The following is a 20,035-nucleotide window of genomic DNA, read 5'->3' as shown; positions in this document are numbered from 1 at the left end:
CATTGCCGATGCAAACTTCATGAATAAACCTAAATCCTCAAAGCGAATGTTCGACTGGGCGCGGCCGCGCATGCCCACTCGTGAGGAAATGGCAGACAACCGCTGGCTTGCGCCGATTGCGCATCGGTTTCTGTCCCCTGAGTTATGGAGATTTACCCGGCGAAGCGTCCCGCGCGGGGTGTCGCTAGGCCTGTTCTGCGGCTTCATCATTCCCTTCGGTCAGATATTCCTTGCCGGATTTCTAGCATTGCCGGCCCGCGCGAACGTGCCGCTTGCAGCGCTCGTGACCTTCGTGACGAATCCGTTCACTTTTCCGTTCTGGCTTTACGTCGCCAATCTGGTGGGCCGCTTCACGCTGAAGATCGATGCTGCGACCGGAGGGCTCGCAAACGCGCAACTGTCCGGGGAGCGCGGTCAGTGGTTCGCGCAGTTGTTCGAAACTGCAGGAGTGACCGCGTTCGGTTTTCTCGTCCTGGCCATTGTCTCGGCAGCGGTCGGCTACGTGCTTTCGAGCTTCATCTGGCGCGGCCTGGTCGCCCGGCGCCGCGCGCGCCGGTTGAAGCGGATGGAAGCATCGCTTGACCAAAGGCTGCGGAAAGACGTGCCATGATTGGAGATCTCGATCGCCGCTCCACCCTGCCGCCGGTTCCTCTGCTCCTCGGGCTGCTGCTGGCGCTTGCCCTCAGCGTGGGAATGGTCTGGATTCTTGGTGAGGCGTCGATCGTGGCAGCGGCTTACGGAGGCAGCCTGCTGGTTCTTCTGATTGCCGGTTTTCTCGTGGCGCGCATCAGGCCCGAACCCGAAGCGGCGCAGGTCGTGACCCCCGACTGGTCGGTCACGTTGAGCGCGATAGAAGATCCGTTCGTGGCGGTGGCGATTACCGACCGCGCCAACCGGATGGTTTGCGCGAACGAAACCTACGTTAGCTGGTTCACGGCCAGTCACGCCCCTCCCAGCATGCCGGTGGACCACCAGTCTCGCGAAGGTCTGGTAGAGGCGGCTCGCAAGGCATGGCGGGAAGGTAGCTGCGAGATCGGCCTCATTGTCTCGCCGGACGGACGACGCCGCTGGAGCGCGCTGCTTGAGCGCTCAGGCCGGGGCGACGACTACATCGTATGGCGTTTCCGCGAACTTATCGATGCGAAGCTCGATGACGGTGTCAGCGAAATGCTGACTGGCGCGCTCGGAACCGTGCTTTCCCGTGCCGGGATCGAGGCGACGCTGGTCAGTCCTGACGGCAAGGTGCAGGCGACGACACCGGGGCTGGCAGAACGTGCGACCGGCGATCCGGACATGAACATCACCGGCCATGATTTCGTGCAGCTACTGCGCAGCGACGAGCGCGACCGCATCTTCTACGCAAAGGAAGGGCAGCAAGGGACGCCGCAGACGCTGGTCAATGTGCCGCTCGATCCTCCGGGGGCCGAGCGGCTGAGCGGAGCGGACGAAGCGTCGTCGCTTATCCTTCTCGTCGATAGCGGTGTCAGCCTCGGTGGTCCGCTCGATGGCGGGGGCAGGGCGGCCGTTCCGCAGCTCGAGGCGCTGCTGTCGGCATTGCCGCTGGGATTGGCGCTTACCGATCGCGACGGCCGGTTTCTGTTTGCGAACAAGGCATTTCTGCGGGCCGTCGGCCGCAAGACGAAAGGTCTGCCGCAGTATCCCTCTGATCTTGTCATTAATGAAGACAAGGGCGCACTTGCAGATTCAGTCCGGCGTTTCGGCAAGGGACCGGTCGCGAACGGCGATATGTCGGTGCGCTTGTCGAGCGAACCCGAAGAATCGGTTCTGATCGGTCTGGCCGGTGTGCGGGGTATCGGCGATGTCGCGGTGCTCCTTTCGCTATCCGATTCCACGGAAGAAAAACGACTGCGCGATCAAGTTGCTCAGGCGACGAAAATGCAGGCTGTCGGCCAGCTCGCGGGCGGCGTCGCGCATGACTTCAACAATGTGCTCACCGCAATCATCGGTTACTGCGATCTGATGCTGCTGCGCCATACGCCTGGCGACAGCGATTATGACGACATTCAGCAAATCCGCGCAAATTCGAACCGCGCTGCGAGCCTGACGAGGCAGCTACTGGCCTTTTCGCGCCAGCAGACCCTGCGTCCCGTGGTGTTGCAGCTGCCCGACGTGGTAAGCGAAGTCAGCCAGCTTCTCAAGCGGCTGATGGGCGAGCGGATCGAGTTCACGGTCCGCCACGACCGCGAGCTTGGTCCGGTGCGCGCCGATCCGCAGCAACTCGAACAGGTGATCGTAAATCTCGCCGTGAATGCGCGCGACGCGATGCTGTCGAGCGATGCGGCGAAAGGCAAGCTTACGCTCGCTACCCGCCGCGTATCGAAGCGCGACGTCGAGCGTATGGGCATCGATGTCATGCCGCCGGACGACTATACCGCGCTCATAATCCAGGACACGGGCGGCGGCATTCCTCCGCAGGTGCTTACTAAGATTTTTGAGCCTTTCTTCACGACGAAGGAGCAGGGCAAGGGTACCGGCCTCGGACTGTCGACGGTTTACGGCATCGTCAAACAGTCGAACGGTTTCATCTTCGCGGACAATATTCCGGGCGCGGACGGTAACCCAAAAGGCGCGCGCTTTACCGTCTACCTGCCCGTGTATCACGGCACGCAGATGCCGGCGCAGACCGGACCGAGCCTCTCCGAGGAACCCGATCGCGGCGCGAGCGAGTGGGGCGGCGGGGGTAAGCTTCTCCTGGTCGAGGACGAAGACATGGTCCGCGCGGTGGCGGAACGCGCGCTCGTGCGCGCCGGCTATTCGGTTACAACTGCCTCCGACGGCGAGGAAGGTCTCGCCTGTGTCGCGAACGGCGGCGAATTCGACATGGTGGTCTCGGATGTCGTCATGCCGATCATGGACGGACCGGCGATGGCGCGGGGGATCCGCCGAGTGAAGCCGGAAATCCCGATCCTGTTCATGTCCGGCTATGCTGAAGAACAGCTTCGCCGGGACATCGATATCGAGAATATGCATTTCATGCCCAAGCCGTTTTCGGTCCAGCAAATCAATGCAAAGGTCGCCGACATACTTTCCGCTAAGAAGTAGTTAACCATCGGAACGCGCTCTGGCGGGTCGATAGGCGGAAGTGACAGAAGAGGCGGGCGAAAATAATTCTGTTCCCCCCTTGTTCTCGCGGAACAAACTGCATACAAACTGCATCAGTTGAAGAATAAACCTGCTCTCTATGCAACTGATGGAGGCCGTGTCATGGCTGCTACGAAACTCAAACTGGTTGATGATAAGGAAAGTAACGTGGACCGTCAGAAGGCATTGGACGCAGCGCTCGCGCAGATCGATCGCGCTTTCGGCAAAGGTTCGGCAATGAAGCTCGGATCGCGCGAGGCCATGAATGTCGAGGCTATATCGACCGGTTCGCTTGGCCTTGATATCGCGCTTGGTATCGGCGGGCTGCCCAAGGGGCGTGTGATCGAGGTTTATGGCCCGGAAAGCTCTGGCAAGACGACGCTCGCGCTGCATGTCATAGCCGAGGCGCAGAAGAATGGAGGCACCGCGGCCTTCGTCGACGCGGAACACGCGCTCGATCCCGTTTATGCCCGCAAGCTGGGTGTGGATATCGACGAATTGGTCGTGTCGCAGCCCGACACGGGAGAGCAGGCACTCGAGATTACCGACACGCTGGTACGCTCCAACGCGGTCGATGTTTTGGTGGTCGATTCGGTTGCGGCGCTTGTTCCTCGGGCTGAAATCGAAGGCGAGATGGGCGACAGCCACGTCGGCCTTCAGGCGCGGCTGATGAGCCAGTCGCTGCGCAAGCTTACCGGCTCGATCAACCGTTCGAAGTGCATGGTGATCTTCATCAACCAGCTGCGCATGAAAATCGGCGTGATGTACGGTAATCCCGAAACGACCACCGGGGGTAACGCGCTTAAGTTTTATGCGTCGGTCCGGCTCGACATCCGACGCACGGGCCAGATCAAGGACCGTGACGAGGTAGTCGGCAACTCGACTCGCGTAAAAGTCGTGAAGAACAAGGTCGCTCCGCCGTTCAAGCAGGTAGAATTCGACATCATGTACGGCGAAGGCATTTCCAAGATCGGCGAGATTCTCGATCTCGGCGTCAAGGCCGGCATCGTCGAGAAATCGGGTTCGTGGTTCAGCTACGACAGCATCCGTATCGGGCAGGGCCGCGAGAATGCGAAGAACTACCTCAAGGAAAACCCCGAAGTCAGCGACAAGTTGGAAGCTGCGATCCGCGGCCGGACCGACGAGGTCGCCGAGGAGATGATGACCGGTCCTGACGCGGAGGACTGAGCGCTTTTCTCTAGCGGGCGCGGCTTTCACGCTCGGCAACATGGATGGACGGCGTGTTCTGTTCCGGATCGCGCCGGCCTTTCCGTGACGTCGTTAACGATGACGCCCGCTTGTCGCTGGACAATGGTGGTTCCCGCTTGCACCAGCTGGTTCACTCCCGTCGCTTTGGAGCGCCGATAATTGCAGGAACCGTATGACCATCACCGTGCATCACCTCAACAACAGCCGTTCCCAGCGCATTCTTTGGCTGCTCGAAGAACTGGGGGCGGAGTACGAGATCGTGCCCTATCAACGCGATGCGTCTACCAATCTGGCTCCGCCCGAGCTCAAGCAAGCGCATCCGCTCGGAAAGTCGCCCGTTATCGAGGATGAGGGCCGCACGGTCACGGAAAGCGGCGCGATCGTGCAGTACCTGTGCGAACGCCATGGCGGCGACTCATGGCTGCCTGCGAAAGAAAGCGATACGCACATTTCCTGTCTCGAGTGGATGCAATTCGCGGAAAGCTCGTTCTTCGTCCCGGTGATGATGAAAATCATGGCGGGCAGGCTCGGCGAGGATGCTGCGTCCATGATGCCCCGGATCGATGAACAACTGGCTGCGCACGTCGCCTACGCGGAGGAGCGTATTGGCGAAAACTTGCGCTTTGCGGGTGACGATTGGTCCGCCGCCGATGTAATGATGAGTTTTCCCGCTCAAATTGCGCTCATGCAAAACTTTGGCGAGAAGGCTCCGAAACTGGCACGCTTTGTGGGTGAAGTTCATGATCGCCCAGCATGGAAACGCGCGCGCGAACGCGGCGGCCCGTACTTCGGTTGGTAGCGGGCTCGCCCTCCCGGTGTAATACCCGCGGGTAGCAGCACGGGGTCTCTTGCCCGAAGGCACGCGACTGCTTAATTCGCAGGTCATGACATCGACCAATGACATCCGCCGCTCCTTCCTCGATTTTTTCGCAGGCAGGGAACACGCGGAAGTGCCATCCGCACCGCTCGTCCCGTTCAGCGATCCGACGCTCATGTTCGTCAACGCGGGGATGGTCCCATTCAAGAACGCTTTTACCGGGCTTGAAACCCCGCCGGCTCCACGTGCGACGAGCAGCCAGAAATGCGTGCGTGCCGGGGGCAAGCACAACGACCTCGACAATGTGGGGTACACCGCTCGGCACCACACCTTCTTCGAAATGCTCGGCAACTTCTCGTTCGGCGATTACTTCAAGGAACAGGCTATCGCCAACGCTTGGAATTTGCTTACGCGCGAATGGGGTTTGCCGAAAGACCGGCTAACCGCAACGGTTTTTCACGACGACGATGAGGCGTTTGATCTTTGGCGCAAGATTTCCGGTCTGCCGGAGGAGCGTATCATCCGCATCGCGACCGCGGACAATTTCTGGTCGATGGGCGATACCGGACCGTGCGGCCCGTGCAGTGAGATATTCTACGATCACGGCGAGCATATTCCCGGCGGCCCGCCCGGAAGCCCGGACGAGGACGGTGACCGGTTCGTCGAGATCTGGAATCTTGTCTTCATGCAGTTCGACCAGCGCGCCGATGGAGAGCGAACGTCGCTACCCAAGCCCTCGATCGATACCGGCATGGGCCTCGAGCGGATCGCCGCTGTCATGCAGGGCGTTCATAACAACTACGAGATCGATACGTTCAAGGCGTTGATCTCCGCTTCCGAGCATTTGATCGGCGAAGCGCGAAACGACGAACAACTCGCGAGCCAGCGTGTGATTGCCGACCATCTGCGGTCCACGAGCTTCCTGCTCGCCGACGGGGTACTGCCTTCGAACGAAGGGCGCGGTTACGTCCTGCGGCGTATAATGCGCCGCGCAATGCGCCACGCGCACCTGCTCGGTGCCGAGCAACCGCTGATGCATCGGCTCGTACCCGCACTCGTTTCCGAGATGGGACAGGCCTTCCCCGAACTACAGCGCGGACAGGCGCTGATTAAAGAGGTGCTCGAGCGGGAAGAGGCGCAGTTCCGCAAGACCTTGGACAAAGGACTGCGGCTGCTGGACGAAGAAACGGCCGATATGCAGTCCGGCGAGCAACTGCCGGGCGAGACCGCGTTCAAGCTCTACGACACATTCGGCTTCCCCTATGATCTGACCGAAGACGCCTTGCGTTCACGCGGCCTCACCGTCGACCGCGAAGGGTTCGATACGGCTATGGCGGAACAGAAGGCAGCGGCGCGTGCTGCATGGAAGGGCTCGGGCGAGGCGGCTTCGGACGAGGTATGGTTCGATCTCGCTGACCGCGAGGGCGCTACGGAATTCACCGGCTATTCCGCGCTAGGCGGGGAAGGGCGCGTGGTCGCACTGGTGAAGGACGGCGCGGAAGTAGAATCTGCGAAGACCGGGGACGACGTGCTTCTGGTTGCGAACCAGACGCCATTCTACGGTGAAAGCGGCGGCCAGTCTGGCGATAGCGGCCGCATCTGGACGCCCCAGGGGCTGGAAGCTGCCGTTGGAGATACCGCCAAACCACTCGGCCGCATTCACGCGCACCAGGTGTCGGTAAAAAAAGGCGAAATTTCCGTCGGCGACGTCGTTCATCTCGAAGTGGACGGAGATCGGCGGGAGCGTATCAAGGCGAACCACTCTGCAACGCACTTGCTTCACGCGGCACTGCGCAAGCGGCTTGGCGAGCATGTCACCCAGAAGGGATCGCTGGTAGCTGAAGACCGGCTGCGGTTCGACTTCTCGCATCCGAAGGCTCTGACACCAGACGATATTGCGGCGATCGAAGCGGAAGTGAATGCGGAAATCCGTAGCAATCATAATGTCACGACAGGCTTGATGAGTCCTGACGATGCGGTTGCGGAGGGCGCCTTGGCCTTGTTTGGCGAAAAATATGGCGACGAAGTGCGCGTGCTTTCGATGGGGCGCCCCGGCGACGACGGTCGGCATTATTCGGTCGAATTGTGCGGCGGTACCCATGTCGAGGCAACCGGCGACATCGCACTGCTTCGGATCATCTCGGAAAGCGCGGTGTCCTCAGGCGTGCGCCGTATTGAGGCTCTGACTGGCGAGGCTGCGCGCCAATGGCTGGTTGCGCGGGACGAAGCGCTGAAGGCGATTGCAGCAGTAGCGAAAACGTCACCTGATGAAGCGCCGGCGCGGGTGATGACGCTCATCGAAGAGCGCAAGCGCCTCGAAAAAGAACTAGCTGAGGCAAAACGCGAACTTGCCTTGGCGGGTGGCCGCTCTGACGGGCCAGCAGCGACGGTGCAGGAAGAGGTTGGCGGCGTAGCCTTCTCCGCTCAGGCGATCGAAGGACTAAATCCGAAAGAACTGCGCGGATTGCTCGATCAGGCGAAAACCCGTCTCGGAAGCGGAGTGGCAGCGATCGTTGCAGTTAACGACGGACGGGCGGCAATGGCGGTGGCGGTGACGGACGACCTAACCGAAACCTATGACGCCGTGGCTTTACTTCGCGAGGGGGTCGCGGTGCTTGGCGGTAAAGGCGGTGGCGGCCGAGCAGATATGGCGCAAGGCGGCGGCCCCGACGGATCGAAAGCGCAAGATGCACTCGAAGCCGTCAGGGCCGCGCTGGCTGCTTGAAGATGCGCTTCAGGCGCCGGGCGTCTTCTTGGTCTGGCCGCTCGAGCCGCGCTCAATATCATTGCCTTGCGTATCGCCGGGTTGGGTGCGCCCGCGACCGCCCATCCCGTCCTTCACCGGCTCCTGCACGTTCTGCGGTTTGAACTTCTCGTCGTTCGACGCTGGCTTCGTGGGGTCTTTTTTGTCTGTCATATCATGCTCCTTGCCACCTCAACGAATGGCGAGCGCATGAGGTCCGACTAACCCGGATTATCGACCGTCGAAGTGCGCAGTTTGGGAGTGTAGGCCATCTGGCCATCTTCCTCGATCTGCGCACGGTACTCGTCGCGCTTCTCATGGATAGACGCGATAACCGGTCCCATTGGAACGCCGAGGTCGACCAGCACCGCCTCCGATAGCTGAAGCGAGCTTTCCAGCGTTTCGGGCACGGCATGGCTGGCGCCGCTGCGATAAAGTTCGGCGGCATGACGGGTATCACGGGCACGCGCGATGATAGGCAGGTCCGGGTACTCCTTGCGAAGTTTCTGCGTGAGGCGCTGCGCCAGCACCGGCTCGTCCATCGTAAGGATCAAGGCGAGCGCGTTTTCCACACCGAGCCGTTCGAGAGCATCACCGCGTCCAGCGTCGCCGAACACCGCACGGTAACCGCGCCGCTTCGCCACTTCGACCGTGTCCGTATCGGAATCGATGGCGATATAAGATTTTCCGTGCACCTTGAGCATATCGGCGATCAGCCTGCCGACGCGGCCGACCCCGATGATGACGACCCGCCGTTTGCCCGGTTCCTCAGGGGGAAGTTCGGGCGCAGGCTCGACCCGGCGCGCCACCACTCGACCTAGCCGTGCGAGTAGCGGCGTTATGGTAAGGCCGATCGCGGTAACTATCTGCCAAAATTGCGCGGTCCCGGGTTGGATCAGAAGAGCCGCGCTCGCTGCGGAAAGGACGATAAGCGTCGTCTCCGACGGGCTGGCCATCAGGATGCCGGTTTCCGTCGCGGTGCTGCGCCGCGCACCCATCACACGGAGCAACAACCCGGTCACCAGTGCCTTCAGTGTGAGGACCATCAGCACAGCCAGCATGATGAGGCCGAAGTTATCCCAGATTGTCATGAGGTCGATGCTCATGCCGACCGTGATGAGGAAAACGCCGAGCGCTAGCCCTTTGAACGGCTCCATGATCGATTCGATCTCGGTGTGATATTCGGTTTCCGCGATCAGAAGACCGGCGATCAGCGCTCCGACGATGGGCGAAAGACCTGTGAGACCGGTCGCGAGACTGGCACCTATGACCACCAGCAGACTGGCAGCGAGGAACAGTTCGGGGCTTTTCGTGCGGGCCGCCTGCGCGAACAGGCGGGGCAGGGCGATCCGGCCCAGCACCAGTAATGCGAGTATTACGAGCCCGCCCTGCCACAGCGTTTCAACCATACCCTCCCACCCTGCACCTTGGGCATAGGGTGCGAGCGCGCCGAGCATGAAGATGATCGGCACGATGGCGATATCCTCGAACAGCAGCATGGACAGTGCCGCCCGTCCGACGGGGCTGGCCGTTCCGGAAATGGGGAGCACGATAGCGGTAGAAGACAGAGCGAGCGCGAGCCCGAGGCCGACCGCACCGCTCCAGTACTGCCCCATCATCGCGAGAAAAACTGCGATCAAACTACCGCTGATGAGAAGTTCGAGCGCGCCGAGGCCGAACACGAGGCGGCGCATCTGCCATAACCGGTTGAACGAGAGTTCCAGACCGATGCCGAACAGCAGCAGAATGATGCCGAACTCGGCAAAAGGCTCCAACGCCTCGGGGTCGGTGATAGTTATGTGACTGAGCCACGGTTCGTCATAGACCAGCTTGCCGAGCCCGTAGGGTCCGACGAGGACGCCGATCAGAATGAAGCCGATGACCGGCGTGATCCTGAAGCGGGTGAACACCGGAATGACGATGCCCGCCGCGCCGAGAATGACCAGCGCGTCGGACAAGGTATTGGAGATCGAGATTTCACCGGCCATGCGGCGGGTCTAGCCAGCTTGGCGGCGCTGTCAAAGCCGGAAAGGCATGAACGCCGCGGCGCGTCGTCTCGCGTTCCCGTTATCCTCCGCCGGGTGAGTGAGGCCCGATGGGTTCGCGCCGCAGACGCTGCTTGCCGGTATGCTTGTCGGCATCGTCCCATTCGATCCGGTAGAGGTCGAACCGCCGGTCGGCGAGGTTGCGGACAGTGCCTTCCGCGCGCGCCCAGCTTAGGTCGGCGAGATTGATGTCACTTATCGTAAGCGTTTCGACGTTCTCGCTCGCTTCCGCGGCGATGCCGTCACGCGCGAAGGGAAAGTCGCAGGGCGTCAGAATGCAGCTTTGCGCATACTGGATGTCCATGTTCGCGACGTTGGGCAGATTGCCGACGTTGCCGGAGAGGACGACGAAGCACTGGTTCTCGATTGCGCGCGCCTGTCCGCAGTAGCGCACGCGCAGATAGCCTTGCCGGCTGTCGGTGCAGAACGGCACGAAGATGATCCGCGCGCCTTCGTCCGCGAGGCGGCGGGCGAGTTCGGGAAATTCGCTGTCGTAACAGATCAGCACGCCGATCGGACCGCAGTCGGTCGGAATTACGTCGATCCGGTCGCCGCCTTTGATGTTCCACCAGTACCGCTCGTTCGGGGTCGGGTGGATCTTCTCCTGCTCGTGGATCGAACCGTCGCGCAGGCAGACGTAAGCGACGTTGTGAATATCGCCGTCTTCCATGCGAGTCGGATGCGATCCACCAATGATGTTGATGTTGTAGCGCATCGCCATCTCGGAGAGCGCGCTGCGGATACGTGGCGTGTAGTTCGACAGCTTCTCGATCGCTTCGACCGGAGACAGTTCCTTCTTCTCGAAGGAGAGCAGCATGAGCGTGAACAGCTCCGGAAAGGTAATGAAGTCGGCTTCGTAATCGGCTGCAACGTCGACGAAATACTCGATGGCGCGCATGAACTCGTCGAAGTCCGCAACTGCGCGCGCCTGAAGCTGGCACGTGGCGACGCGAACCGCTTCGACCCCGCGCGGCAGACGGTGCTTCACCGGCTCGTCGTGGTCGACGTAAGGATTACGCCAAGCCATCAGAACCGCGTTCCCGCCCGAACGCTTGTCTTCGGGGAGGTAGTTTTCGATGACGCGTTCCGCCTCGAACCCGTTGGCGAGTTGGAAGCGCAGCACCTGGTCGTGGATTTTCCCGGCAACGACCTGTTCGAGGTAATCGTCCGGACTGTCGACCGCGATGCTCTTGCTGCGCTTGGCCCGCGTATAGCCGGGCATCCGGCCGCCGAAAACGATACCGGTCAAATCGTGCTCTTCGGCAAGGGCGCGGCGTTCTTCGTACAGGCGACGCCCGATCCGCACACCGCGGACTTTCGGGTCCACGCACATCTCGTAACCGTAGAGCCAGTCGCCGGTCGGATCGTGACGGCTGCCGAAGCCGTTGCCGCTTATCTCGTCCCAGTCGTGCGGGGCGAAGGCGATCGCACCTGCGATGCGCATCGTCGCACAGTATCCGACGATCGTATCGTCGAGCAGCGCGACAAAGCAGCCTTCGGGGAAATTATTGATCTGCCCGCGGATCTCGCCCTGCGTATAGGCCGGCAGATCATCGTAGGCGCGTTTGACGAGCGCGGAGATACCGCGCACGTCCTTTGCCCGCGCCTGCCGGATTTCGAGGCGCTTCTGCCCCATCCGTTCCGCGGCCTTGCGCTGCGAAGGGCGCTTCGCCGGCGAAGCCTTGCGGGGCTTCGCCGGTTTAGCTGCGTTCTTGTCTGCCATGAGGCTAGATCCGAAAGTGTTGGCCGGAGCGGCGGCGTCAGGCCGAAGCCGACATTTTCTTTTCGAGGTTGTTGACGATCGCCTCAAAGAACTGCTCGGTGGTGAGCCAGTTCTGGCCCGGACCGATCAGCAGTGCGAGGTCCTTCGTCATCTGGCCGTTTTCAACCGTCTCGATGCAGACTCGCTCAAGCGTTTCGGCGAACTCGACCACTTCGGGCGTGCCGTCGAACTTGCCGCGATACATGAGGCCGCGGGTCCAGGCGAAGATGCTGGCGATGGGGTTCGTGCTCGTCGCCTTGCCTTCCTGGTGCTGGCGGTAGTGGCGCGTGACGGTTCCGTGAGCAGCTTCTGCCTCGACCGTCTTGCCGTCCGGCGTCATCAGTACAGAAGTCATCAGGCCGAGCGAGCCGAAGCCCTGCGCGACCGTGTCCGACTGCACGTCGCCGTCGTAGTTCTTACAGGCCCAGACGAACTTGCCGTTCCACTTGAGAGCCGATGCGACCATATCGTCGATCAGGCGGTGCTCATAGGAGATGCCGGCCTTGTCGAACTTGTCCTTGAATTCGTTCTGGAACACTTCTTCGAACAGATCCTTGAAGCGCCCGTCGTATTTCTTGAGGATGGTGTTCTTGGTGCTGAGATAGACCGGCCAGCCGCGATCCAGCCCGTAGTTCATCGACGCACGCGCGAAGTCGCGGATGGAATCGTCGAGATTGTACATCGCCATGGCGACGCCGCTCGACTGGAACTCGTAGACGTCAAGATCGATGTTCTCGCCGTTCTCGCCTTCGAAGACGAGGCGAAGCTTGCCCGCACCCGGAATGAGCGTGTCCTTCGCGCGGTACTGGTCGCCGAACGCATGACGGCCGACCACGATCGGATCGGTCCAGCCTGGTACCAGGCGCGGGACGTTGTCGATCACGATAGGTTCGCGGAAGACGACGCCGCCGAGAATGTTGCGTATCGTGCCGTTGGGGCTGACCCACATCTTCTTGAGGCTGAACTCCTCGACGCGTGCTTCGTCCGGAGTGATGGTCGCGCATTTGACGCCGACGCCGTGTTCCTTGATCGCGTTGGCGGCATCCACGGTGATCTGGTCGTCCGTCGCGTCACGGCTTTCGATCGACAGGTCGTAATATTTCAGGTCGACGTCGAGATAAGGCAGGATCAGCCGTTCGCGAATCCACTGCCAGATGATCTTCGTCATTTCGTCGCCATCGAGTTCGACGATCGGATTTTTTACCTGAATCTTTCCCATGTCATTCCTGTAGCTGCCGCGCGGCAGACGCGCGTGTGATTGGATCGACCGCGCTGTAGCAGGTGAGACCTGTTTGTTAAGCCCTCGATCGGGCAAAATCGGCTCTACATGTGAAGAGGTTGGAGCCGAATGGTGGGCGTAGGAAGAGTTGAACTTCCGACCCCTGCGATGTCAACACAGTGCTCTACCACTGAGCTATACGCCCACACTCGGCTTCGTCGTTCGTCCGCGGACGTATCCGAAGGCGAAGAAACGCGCATCTAGCGGCGAGGTTCGATGCGCGCAAGACCATTCGGTCTGCGTCTGCGAACTTACGCGATTTTATCCGTCGACAGCGTTTTCATGGCTCAAGCCTTCGGGGTCAGAGACTCGCCTTGACCTCGCCCTGAAGCACGCGCTCGACCTCAAGCACCAGATCGCGCAGGTGGAATGGCTTCGACAGGACTTTCGCGTCCGGCTGTTCACGGCTGGCTTTGAGCGTAACCGCCGCGAAACCGGTGATGAACATGACCTTCGTATGCGGGCTTACCTCGTTGCATCGCTGGGCAAGTTCGATCCCGTCCATTTCCGGCATTACGATGTCGGACAGCAGCAAATCGAAGTTGCCGGTCTCTAGCAAAGGGACCGCCGCGGTGCCGCGATCGACCGATTCGATGTAGTAGCCGGCTTTCTCAAGTGCGCGCTGTAGGTAGGTGCGCATCGCAGTATCGTCTTCTGCGAGCAGGATGCGGTGCGTGTCGGGGGCATTGTCCATAACCATCGCCCCTAGCGCAAATGGATTAAAAAATCTTTCGCTTTGTGCATGACAGAGAGGGAGAATTGGTAATTGTTAGGAGTATTAACCATTGACGCAGCGATGCCCGCAAGACCATGACGTTGCCTGAGAAATGCGGCTAAAACCGGTGACTGTAAGTCTTCGGCGGCAGGGCTAACGACACCGCAGGAGGAGTAAACAGGAATGGTTGAAGAGGCGGCATCTTTCGTGCTCGAGCGCGAGGATGCTCCGTCCGTTCCGATCCTGATCGCTGCCCCGCATGGGGGACGAGATTATCCGCAGCATGTGCTCGACCGAATGCGCGATCCGGACTTCTCCTGCATTCGCCTGGAAGACCGGTATATCGACGAGGTGGCTACCGAAGTGGCTCGCCGCACCGGCGCGGCGCTGCTCGTTGCCAATACGCCGCGCGCGGTCATCGACCTCAACCGCGCTCCGGACGATATCGACTGGTCGATGATCGAGGGTGAGGTTCGCAGCAAGCCGCTGCAAAGCGGAAGTCGCCGCCGGTCGCAGACGGGGCTCGGGCTCTTTCCGCGCCGCCTTCCGCGTCACGGTGACATCTGGCGGGAACGCTTGCCGGGCGCCGAAATGGAGCGGCGCATCGCTGCCATCCACCAGCCCTACCACGACCGGCTCGCCCGCACGCTCGAATCCATTCGCGCGACGTGGGGAGCGGCGCTGCTTCTCGACTTGCATTCGATGCCGCCGCTCAAACCGCGGCATGCGTCGCACGCTCCCGCGGAATTCGTTCTTGGCGACCGGTTCGGCGCTTCGTGCGAGCATGCGCTTGCGGCGCATATCCTTCAGTTCTTCGACCAGCATCAGCGTCCGGTGGCGCATAACCGGCCCTATTCGGGCGGCTATGTTCTCGATCATCATGCGAGGCCGGGTGCCGGGCTGCACGGCGTGCAACTGGAAATCAGCCGGGCGGCCTATCTCGATGCCCGGCTCGACAAGCCCGGCGCGCGCAAAGGCGCGATCGTGCGGTTGCTTAGCGACCTGGTGCGCTCACTTGCCGGCGAGGTCGCAGTGATGGGCGACCGGTCGCAGTTACGGCACGCGGCGGAATAGCAAAAAAAGAAAACGCCCGGCCTGACTGGCAGACCGGGCGCGATTCTGTCTATCAGATGCTGGTTCAGCTCGGTTCGGGCATCTCGCGCACGGGTACCTTGCCCTGCTGCGACTGCCGCGCGAAGATATTGCGCATCATATCGAGCGAGAACAGATGCGCGAAGATCAGGGGCAGCAGGCCGTTCTGGTTCCACGTCCGCAGCTGGTCGCCACGCATGTCCCGCAGCTTCTCCTGATTCACCATCTTGAACCCGCGGTAGATGAAGGGCTTGTCCGGATTTTCGTTCTGGGAGATCGACATTTCGCCGTCCATCAGAAGGTCATGCTTCTTGATCTCGTCCATGAACGCGCGCGTACGCTGTCCGGCCTGTTCGAACTGTTCGCAGAAGCCGAGAATGCTTTTCGTGGCAGCCGATGCCTCGTTGTCGCTGAACAGCGCGTCGCCTTCGGAAAATTCGCCTACAGCATCGGAGGTCGGATCGAAACAGAGCGACAACTCGTCCGCATCGGCCTTCAGCTTCGCGAGCATGAAGGGATAGCGGCGGATGTAGGCGGGAATGTAGACCGGATCGTTGATCTTGCCGTTGTCGTCGACGAAGACGTTCACGCCTTCGTTCAGACCCATGAGAGCTAGCGGAAGGGGATTGTCGCCCGAGGAGAACACGATCGGAAAGTCGCGTTGCGCCTGCGGAAATTCGTCGACCGTTAGCGGGATCGCGTGATGGCCGACCAGCCACTTCGCCGAATCGGTGGGCTTCGCGTGAAACTTGCTGTGGTCGCGCGAATTGAGCGGCATCAGGTCGTTGTAGAACAGGGGCAGGCTGGGCTGCGGCGCACTCGCCATTATAAATCTCCGGTCAGGGTAACTGAAATGTCTGGCGCGGAACCGGCAGGACGCCGCGACCGCTTCGAGCCCCGCGCTTTACGTATTTGCTTCCCCGCGCGCAAGCGGGACCAATTTGCCCGGATTGAGGAGGCCGGCGGGATCAACCGCCTCCTTGATCGTCCGCATCAATTCGAGGGCTGCCGGGTCGTGCGTCTCCTCCAGCGTGGCCAGCTTGTCCTGCCCGATCCCGTGCTCTGCCGAGATCGAACCGCCCCGGTCGCTGACGATGCGGTAGACGCGGGCGCTGACTTCCTTCGCCTTGCCGAAGTCCCAATCGTCCGCGGCGTTGGCCGGTGCAAGGACGTGCAGGTGGATATTTCCGTCGCCGAGGTGTCCGAAGGCACGCACCTCGTGATCGGGGAATTCCTGCGCCAGCGCGTCCTCGATTACGGAGAGCGTTTCGGGCATGTCGGCAGGGGGAACGGAAATATCGTGCTGCACCGCGCGGGCATGCGCACGTTCAGCGGGCGCGATCATCTCGCGTAGTTGCCAGAAGGCTTCTGCCTGGGTCTCGTTTGCCGCGATCGCGGCGTCGTCGAACAACCCCTCTTCCATTGCCGCGGCAAGACATCGCTCGACCCGGTCGCCAAGAGTCGCCGCCTGTTCCTGATCGGCAGCGAATTCGAGCAAAGCGTGCCACACGTGATGGCTTTCGAGCGGCGGCTTCGCCCCCGGAAGGTAATCGATGACCGTGCGGTAGCAGCTTTCCGGCAGGACTTCGAACCCTTCGAGTGCGCCGCCTAACTCCCGCTCGCAGTGGAGCAGCAGACGGCGGGCGGCGTGTAGATCTCCGAGTCCGGTCCACACGACCCGCCGCTCGGCGATGGCGGGCGACAATTTGACGACGGCGGCGGTCACGATGCCCAGAGTGCCTTCGGAGCCGATGAAGATCTGCTTTAGGTCGAAACCGCGATTGTCCTTCTTGAGCGGGCTTGTCAGATCGAGGATAGCGCCGTCCGGCATTACGACTTCGAGCCCCAGCACCAGCGAACGCATGACACCGTGGCGCAGCACTTGAGTCCCGCCGGCATTGGTCGATACCAGACCACCAATAGTGGCCGACCCTTTGCCGCCGAGCGACAGCGGAAACCGAAGGTTCTTCGCCTCGGCAGCGTCGTGCAGATGCTCTAGGATCGCGCCCGCTCCGCACTTTGCTTCGCGCGCTTCGGGATCGACCGAAATAACGTCCATACGGCGCGTTGACAGGAGAAGGGCTCTGCCGCTCTTGTCGGGCGTGGCGCCGCCCACCATGCCGCTGTTACCGCCTTGCGGAACTATCGGAACGCCGTGCTTGACGCACAGCTTTACGAGCGCGCTGAGCTCCTGCGCATCAGCAGGCGAGGCCATGCCGAGCGCCTTGCCCGTGTACCGTCCGCGCCAGTCGGTTAGCCACGGCTCGATCGTGTCGCTATCGCGCGTAAAACCCTTGTCGCCGAGAAGGGCAGCCGCCTCGTTCGCGAAAGCCTCGGTCATGTTTTCGTCGCGGGCAAGAATGCCGGTCTCGTCAGTCATGCTGTCTAACCTGCCACATAACGCCGCGTGAATTAAGCACCCATTCAAGCAGCCGGCATATACCGCTTGACCCGAGAGGCTCGATAATTTCCATTGCCGCTTCGAAGGGGGCTTTCATTCTGCGTCATGACCAGCGTTGTCGCCTTGCTTTCACCGCTTACGCTCTTGCTCGGTCTGGAAACGGGTATCGGCCCGTTTCTGGCGCCGGACGGTGAAGCCGTCGCTTTGAGCGACGAAGACCAACGCGAACTGTCGCGGGCGGGCAAGCAGCCTGGCAAGGTAAGCTTCGCTGAGCCGCCAGAGCGTGTCTTCTTCGTGCCGCTTCCGGATGATGAACGGGCCCACCAGGTACGGATCGAGCGCCGCGTCATCATCCGCATTTCGCCGCGCAGGGTCGGTCCGCAAAGCCTCGTTAGCGATCAGCGCGAAACCAGAACGCCTCTACGTTTCGTGCGGCGGGATATGGAGCGTTGCATTCCGGCCAGCGAGATCATCGGCGCCCGTCCCAGCGGCGAGCGCAGCCTGCGCCTCTATCTGCGCGATCGGCGGCTAGTTTCGCTGACGCTCGACAAGAGCTGCCGAGCCCAGGCATTTTATTCCGGGTTCTACATCGAGAAGGACAGCGACGGGCAGCTATGCGCTCGCCGCGACGAGCTTCATTCGCGAACTGGGTCCAAATGCGAGGTGGAAGATATGCATCAATTGGTCGCTCTGGAACGCTGACGCGCACGCATCTTAAGCCTAAAACTTGACTTTCCCGCCGTATTGCAGGACTGCGCGGCTGTGCCCCTGCGCGCATTCGCGCTATGAGGGCGTATTTCTCCAAGCATTTTGAAAACTGGAACCGCATGAACTTCGCCGATCTCGGCCTTTCCCCCGAACTGCTCACTGCCATCGAAGAGGCAGGGTATACAGAGCCGACCCCGATCCAGGCGCAGGCCATTCCGGCCGTCCTGATGATGAAGGATGTGCTCGGCATCGCGCAGACCGGGACGGGCAAGACGGCGAGCTTCGTGCTGCCGATGATCGATATCCTCGCGTCGGGAAGGCGCCGCGCGCTGATGCCGCGCTCGCTCATTCTCGAGCCCACGCGCGAACTTGCAGCGCAAGTCGCCGAGAATTTCGAGAAATACGGGGCCAATCATGATCTGAAGATGGCACTGCTCATCGGTGGGGTTCAGATGGGCGACCAGATCGCGGCGCTCAACGACGGGGTCGACGTGCTGATCGCGACGCCGGGCCGCCTGATGGATCTCTTCGAACGCGGGAAGATCCTGCTGACCGGCTGCGAGCTCCTGGTGATCGACGAGGCGGACCGAATGCTCGACATGGGGTTCATCCCCGATATCGAGTTCATCTGTTCCAAGCTGCCGCCGCAGCTGCAGACGATGCTGTTCTCCGCCACCATGCCGCCGCCCATCGAGAAGCTGTCGCGGACCTTCATGAACGATCCGAAGCGGATCGAGGTCAGCCGCGCCGCGTCTACGAACGAGAACATTACGGCGTTCAAGATCGAAGTTCCGGAAAAGAAAAAGCGCGAGACGCTGCGCTGGCTGCTTGAAAACGATCATGTCGAGACGGCCATCGTTTTCTCGAACCGCAAGACGACGGTGCGCGAGCTCAACGAAAGCCTGAAGCGCCACGGTTTTTCAAGCGGCGAGATCCACGGCGATATCGACCAGGCGAGCCGGGTTAAGGAACTGAACCGTTTCAAGAGCGGCGAAATCAATATCCTCGTCGCATCCGACGTCGCTGCGCGCGGGCTCGACATCAAGGGTGTGAGCCATGTTTTCAATTACGACACGCCGTGGCATCCGGATGATTACGTTCACCGCATCGGGCGGACAGGCCGGGCCGGGGCGAAGGGCCGGGCGTTCACCTTCGTCACGAAGGCCGACGCCGAAGCGATCGACAATATCGAAAAGCTGACGAAAACCAAGATCTCCGATTTCGGCAAAAGCGATGTGCGCGTCGAACTGACGGAAACGCCCGGAGAACCGAAGTCTCCGCCGCGAAAGCAAAGGGACGACAATCGCGACGAGGAAAGCGCCGCACCGAAACGGAGTGCGGAACGCAAGCCGGCGGGCAAACCCCGCAAGTCTGCGAAGAAAAGCGATGACCGCGATACGCCGGACGCGCCGGGCGACTGGAACGGCCCGGTGCCAAGCTTCCTCGGCGTCTCCACGACCGACTAAGCCGTAGCGCTCATTGTGACGCCGTGGACGAAGCTCGTTGCCGGTAATCCAGCGCGCAGGACGCGGCTGCACGATGAGGGCGGGGCGCGCATTCCAGTCGGACTGCTGGCTCGCAATTTACCTTTTTGTCTGGCGTCGCTAGCCGCTCGGAAGTTCACCGGCGAAAGTGCGCAGGTTCCATGGATTTCCTATAGCGGTCGGGAACGCATCGCCCGATTTCTTGCCGCCGGCGGGAAGCGGATGCTCGAATTCGGCTCCGGCAATTCGACGTTCTGGTACGCACGCCGCGCTGGATCACTGGTATCGGTCGAGCACGATGAAGCGTGGTACCGCACAGTAGCTCCGCGGTTGGCAAAGCTGCCGAACGCCGAATATCGTGTGGCGGAAAAGCGCAGCGCCTATCTCGATGTTAGCGAGGATGGCCCGTTCGACCTCATCATGATCGATGGGGCGTGGCGGGACGACTGCGCCCGTTTCGCGGTCGCCCATCTTGTGAAGGGCGGGGCGATCTATCTCGACAACAGTGACAAGAGCGCGGGCGAGCACACCGGCAACGTTCCGGCTGCGCGGCGCCTGCTCATCGATTTTGCTGAGAGAAGCGGCTTGCCGTGGGAAGAAATCACCGACCTCGCGCCTGGATGCTTGTTCGCACAGCGAGCGCTGCTTGTTGGATCTATCGCCGAGGCTTGAAGCAGT

At 61.3% G+C, this 20,035-nt stretch carries 16 protein-coding genes and 1 tRNA gene; 9 read left to right on the top strand and 8 right to left on the bottom strand.

The window, feature by feature from the left end; translation table 11 throughout:
- Window positions 1–19 precede the first annotated feature (19 nt).
- The 5 genes from HUV48_RS03300 (at window position 20) to alaS (ending at window position 7,853) form a co-directional block, all read left to right on the top strand.
- Window positions 20–610, top strand: a complete 591-nt coding sequence (locus HUV48_RS03300) for a DUF2062 domain-containing protein (RefSeq protein WP_225871491.1) — start codon at window positions 20–22, stop codon at window positions 608–610.
- The gene (locus HUV48_RS03295) at window positions 607–3,063 is read left to right on the top strand and encodes a hybrid sensor histidine kinase/response regulator (protein ID WP_176266326.1); all 2,457 of its coding nucleotides are present in this window, start codon (window positions 607–609) and stop codon (window positions 3,061–3,063) included. The genes HUV48_RS03300 and HUV48_RS03295 overlap by 4 nt, the downstream gene beginning before the upstream one ends.
- Window positions 3,064–3,225: 162 nt before the next feature.
- The gene (gene recA, locus HUV48_RS03290) at window positions 3,226–4,290 is read left to right on the top strand and encodes a recombinase RecA (RefSeq protein WP_176266325.1); all 1,065 of its coding nucleotides are present in this window, start codon (window positions 3,226–3,228) and stop codon (window positions 4,288–4,290) included.
- A 193-nt stretch (window positions 4,291–4,483) separates the two neighbouring features.
- A complete protein-coding gene (locus HUV48_RS03285; RefSeq protein WP_176266324.1) occupies window positions 4,484–5,110 on the top strand; it encodes a glutathione S-transferase family protein in 627 nt (208 codons plus the stop codon).
- An 85-nt stretch (window positions 5,111–5,195) separates the two neighbouring features.
- Complete coding sequence (gene alaS / locus HUV48_RS03280; protein WP_176266323.1) at window positions 5,196–7,853, top strand: alanine--tRNA ligase; 2,658 nt, start codon at window positions 5,196–5,198, stop codon at window positions 7,851–7,853.
- Between the two features lie 9 nt (window positions 7,854–7,862).
- On the opposite strand, the gene HUV48_RS03275 is transcribed toward alaS, so the two are convergent.
- From HUV48_RS03275 to cpdR, 6 genes are all read right to left on the bottom strand, one after another.
- Complete coding sequence (locus HUV48_RS03275) at window positions 7,863–8,045, bottom strand: hypothetical protein (protein WP_176266322.1); 183 nt, start codon at window positions 8,043–8,045, stop codon at window positions 7,863–7,865.
- A gap of 47 nt (window positions 8,046–8,092) precedes the next feature.
- The gene (locus HUV48_RS03270) at window positions 8,093–9,859 is read right to left on the bottom strand and encodes a cation:proton antiporter domain-containing protein (protein WP_176266321.1); all 1,767 of its coding nucleotides are present in this window, start codon (window positions 9,857–9,859) and stop codon (window positions 8,093–8,095) included.
- 79 nt (window positions 9,860–9,938) lie between these two features.
- Window positions 9,939–11,552, bottom strand: a complete 1,614-nt coding sequence (locus HUV48_RS03265; protein ID WP_176266685.1) for a bifunctional GNAT family N-acetyltransferase/carbon-nitrogen hydrolase family protein — start codon at window positions 11,550–11,552, stop codon at window positions 9,939–9,941.
- A 124-nt stretch (window positions 11,553–11,676) separates the two neighbouring features.
- Window positions 11,677–12,897 (bottom strand): NADP-dependent isocitrate dehydrogenase, encoded by a 1,221-nt coding sequence (locus HUV48_RS03260; RefSeq protein ID WP_176266320.1) that lies wholly within the window; start codon window positions 12,895–12,897, stop codon window positions 11,677–11,679.
- A 130-nt stretch (window positions 12,898–13,027) separates the two neighbouring features.
- A tRNA-Val gene (locus HUV48_RS03255) sits at window positions 13,028–13,102 on the bottom strand.
- Between the two features lie 156 nt (window positions 13,103–13,258).
- The gene (gene cpdR / locus HUV48_RS03250) at window positions 13,259–13,651 is read right to left on the bottom strand and encodes a cell cycle two-component system response regulator CpdR (RefSeq protein WP_225871490.1); all 393 of its coding nucleotides are present in this window, start codon (window positions 13,649–13,651) and stop codon (window positions 13,259–13,261) included.
- Between the two features lie 204 nt (window positions 13,652–13,855).
- On the opposite strand from cpdR, the gene HUV48_RS03245 reads away from it, so the two are divergent.
- A complete protein-coding gene (locus HUV48_RS03245; RefSeq protein ID WP_176266318.1) occupies window positions 13,856–14,746 on the top strand; it encodes an N-formylglutamate amidohydrolase in 891 nt (296 codons plus the stop codon).
- Between the two features lie 64 nt (window positions 14,747–14,810).
- On the opposite strand, the gene HUV48_RS03240 is transcribed toward HUV48_RS03245, so the two are convergent.
- Together HUV48_RS03240 and HUV48_RS03235 are read right to left on the bottom strand one after the other, a co-directional pair.
- Window positions 14,811–15,590, bottom strand: coding sequence for a SapC family protein (locus tag HUV48_RS03240; RefSeq protein WP_176266317.1), 780 nt, complete (start codon window positions 15,588–15,590; stop codon window positions 14,811–14,813).
- A gap of 78 nt (window positions 15,591–15,668) precedes the next feature.
- Window positions 15,669–17,144, bottom strand: coding sequence for an FAD-binding oxidoreductase (locus HUV48_RS03235; RefSeq protein ID WP_225871489.1), 1,476 nt, complete (start codon window positions 17,142–17,144; stop codon window positions 15,669–15,671).
- 126 nt (window positions 17,145–17,270) lie between these two features.
- Between HUV48_RS03235 and HUV48_RS03230 the strand changes: the two genes are divergently transcribed.
- The 3 genes from HUV48_RS03230 (at window position 17,271) to HUV48_RS03220 (ending at window position 20,029) form a co-directional block, all read left to right on the top strand.
- Window positions 17,271–17,867 (top strand): hypothetical protein, encoded by a 597-nt coding sequence (locus HUV48_RS03230; RefSeq protein ID WP_176266316.1) that lies wholly within the window; start codon window positions 17,271–17,273, stop codon window positions 17,865–17,867.
- Between the two features lie 125 nt (window positions 17,868–17,992).
- The gene (locus HUV48_RS03225) at window positions 17,993–19,339 is read left to right on the top strand and encodes a DEAD/DEAH box helicase (protein WP_176266315.1); all 1,347 of its coding nucleotides are present in this window, start codon (window positions 17,993–17,995) and stop codon (window positions 19,337–19,339) included.
- A 15-nt stretch (window positions 19,340–19,354) separates the two neighbouring features.
- Entirely contained in the window at window positions 19,355–20,029 is a 675-nt protein-coding gene (locus HUV48_RS03220) for an O-methyltransferase (RefSeq protein ID WP_176266314.1), read from the top strand.
- The last annotated feature ends 6 nt before the right edge of the window (window positions 20,030–20,035 follow it).

The organism is Qipengyuania atrilutea, assembly GCF_013370205.1.
Taxonomy (GTDB): domain Bacteria; phylum Pseudomonadota; class Alphaproteobacteria; order Sphingomonadales; family Sphingomonadaceae; genus Actirhodobacter; species Actirhodobacter atriluteus.
Note: the sequence above shows the minus strand (reverse complement) of the source record. Positions and strands in the feature narration are given on the sequence as shown.